This window comes from Roseomonas indoligenes (assembly GCF_017813365.1).
Lineage (GTDB): Bacteria > Pseudomonadota > Alphaproteobacteria > Acetobacterales > Acetobacteraceae > Roseomonas > Roseomonas indoligenes.
In genome coordinates, this window is the sequence record NZ_JAGIZA010000051.1 from 1 (window position 1) to 2608 (window position 2608).

At 71.1% G+C, this 2608-nt stretch carries 3 protein-coding genes; all 3 read right to left on the bottom strand.

The genetic code is table 11. The features are described 5' to 3' along the window. Positions 1-55: 55 nt before the first annotated feature. Positions 56-1663 carry an IS66 family transposase gene (gene tnpC, locus J5Y10_RS27520; RefSeq protein WP_209377360.1) on the bottom strand — a complete coding sequence of 536 codons (1608 nt, stop codon included), beginning with the start codon at positions 1661-1663 and terminating at the stop codon, positions 56-58. Between the two features lie 102 nt (positions 1664-1765). Further along, on the bottom strand, positions 1766-2113 hold the full coding sequence (gene tnpB, locus J5Y10_RS27525) for an IS66 family insertion sequence element accessory protein TnpB (protein ID WP_209377356.1): 348 nt from the start codon (positions 2111-2113) through the stop codon (positions 1766-1768). Further along, a partial coding sequence (gene tnpA, locus J5Y10_RS27530; RefSeq protein ID WP_209377358.1) for an IS66-like element accessory protein TnpA occupies positions 2110-2608 on the bottom strand: 499 nt, incomplete at its 5' end. The genes tnpA and tnpB, both read right to left, overlap by 4 nt.

The following is a 2608-nucleotide window of genomic DNA, read 5'->3' on the forward strand; positions in this document are numbered from 1 at the left end:
GTATGCGCCTGACAAACACCGCGGGATTACTGCTGGACAGGCATCCCGGGGCTGATCAGGCGGCGTTGCGCTGATCCAGCCGGAGCGGCAGGCCCTGGAGGTTCCAGGGCAGCAGTTCGGTGATGCGGTTGACCGAATGGTCGGCGATGTGGGTGAGGACGTGGCGGAGCCAGGCTTCCGGGTCGAGGCCGTTCAGCTTGGCTGTCTCGATGAGCGAGTACAGGGTGGCGGCCCGGGCGGCGCCGTCATCGGATCCGGCGAAGGTCCAGTTGCGGCGCCCGAGCGCGATCGGCCGGATGGCACGCTCGACGGGGTTGTTGTCGATGCATGCGCGGCCGTCTCGCAGGATCAGCGTGAGGGCATCCCAGCGCGAGAGGGCGTAGCGGATGGCGGCGGCCAGTCCACTGCGTCCGGGGATGCGCCGGAGGGTGGCGTCGAGCCAGTCCTGGAATGCCTGCAGTGGTGCCGCGAGCCTCTCGGCCCGGGCGTGCTGCCGCGCCTCCGGCGGTTGCCCGGTGAGTTCGGCCTCGACGGCGTAGAAGGTTGCGATGCGCGCGATGGCCTCCTCGGCGAGCGGCGATCTCGTGGCCTGGTGCACGTCGAAGAACTTCCGGCGGACATGAGCCCAGCACGCGGCCTCGATGATCCCGCCCCGCTCGTAGAGCCCGGCGAACCCGGCATAGCCGTCCGCCTGCAGGATGCCGCGGAACGATGTCAGGTGCGCGCGGGGATGCTCGCCTCGACGGTCGGGGCTGGCGTGGAACAGCACCGCGGGCGGATCGGCACCCCCGAATGGCCGGTCATCCCGCAGGTAGGCCCAGAGGCGTCCCGTGCGGGCCCTCTCCAGCGCCCGGTCCAGCACGGGGATGGTGGTATCGTCCGCGAACACCCGAGTACCGCCCATGACGTGGCGCTCCAGCGCATCGCGGAGCGGGCGCAGCAGACGTGTGATCCCGCCGATCCAGTCGCCCATGGTGCCGCGGTCGATCTCGACGCCCTCGCGGGCGTAGATCTCGGCCTGCCGGTGCAGGGGGAGGTGGTCGCAGAACTTGGCCACGGCGACATGCGCCAGCAGCCCGGGCCCGGCCAGGCCCTTGGGGATCGGCAGGCTCGGCGCGGGCGCCTGGGTGATGATCTCGCAGGTCCTGCAGGAGAGCTTGGGCCGCACATGCCGGGTTACCCGGAACGAGCCGGGGACATAGTCCAGCACCTCCGTCACGTCCTGACCGAGGGAGCGCAGCGTGCCCCCGCAGGCCGGACAGCCACCCGCCTCGGCGCAGGGTGCCGCATGCTCGACGGTCTCGCGCGGCAGGTGTTCGGGTAACGGCCGCCGCCCTCGTCGGCCGGCGCGGCGCAGGGCCTGCTCCTCCGCCTCTGCGGCGGCGGGATCGGCCGGTGGGCTGGTCTCGCCGAGGATGGCATCCACGTCCTCGAGCACGAACTCCAGCTGCTCGATTTGCCGGGCCAGGCGCTCGGCGGAGCGTCCGAAGGCCTGCCGCAGCAAGCGCGCCAGGCGGGCCTTGAGCGCCTCGATCTCGTAGCGCTGCTCGATGATGCCGAGCCGGGTGGCGGTGAGTTCGGCCTCCTGGGCACGGGCCTTGGCCTCCCACTCAGCCCGCCCCGCGCGGTCGGCCGCCAGTTCCGCCTGCAGGCCGGCGATCATCGCCCGCAGCGCGGATGGATCATCGGGGAGAGCATCGATGTCGGGCAGGCTGGCCACGAGGAAAGCCTGGCCGATGCCGCCGCGTCGCGGCAAGCAAAAGCGCTATCCCGTCATCTCCGGTCGCCAGCTGCGCGCCGGCATGCGCCAGTCAATTCCCTCCAGCAGCATCGAGAGCTGCGCCGGCGTCAACGCCACCGCCCCGTCGCTCGCCTGTGGCCAGGTGAAACGGCCCCGCTCCAGCCGCTTGGCGTAGAGCACGAGACCTTGAGTGTCCCAGGCCAGGATCTTGATCAGGTCGCCGCGCCGACCACGGAACACGAACAGGTGCCCCGAGAACGGATCCTGTCCCAGCCGCTGCTGCACCAGTCCTGCCAGGCCGTCGAAGCCCTTGCGCATATCCGTCACACCAGCCGCCAGCCACACCCGCACGCCGGCGGCTAGCGCGATCACGCCTCCAGTGCCGCCACGAACGACGCCAGCCGTGCCGGTTCCGCCGTGGCCGACATCCGCAGCACCCGGCCGTTGCGCAGGACCACCTCCACCATCCCGGTGACCGCGCGGCCAAGCCGTGGCGGCGCCGAGACCGGAGGACCTGACCCAGCCTCCTCGAGGACCACCGGCACGAAGGAGGGCGCCGCAGCCTCCGGGCACCGTCTCGTCATCCGGCTCCGCCAGGTGAAGATGAGGCTCGACGCAACCTGGTGCCGGCGCGCCACCTCAGCCACCACTGCCCCAGGCGCCAAGGCCTCCTCCAGGATCCGCGCCTTGGCCGCCTCGCTCCACCGACGGCGCGGCTCCCGCGTCAGCATCACCTCAACCGACATCCCGTTGCGATCCGTCCTGCGATCGTCGCACGACCAGTCGTTCACCAACTGGCCGGCATCACTCCCGCAGAAGTCCACACCTCTCCACCACCTCACAAGGCGGCCATCACCGGCCGCATAC

Excerpts from the sequence above, each read along its gene's own strand:
- tnpC (WP_209377360.1), bottom strand. The coding sequence starts at position 1,663 with ATGATCGCCGGCCTGCAGGCGGAACTGGCGGCCGACCGCGCGGGGCGG.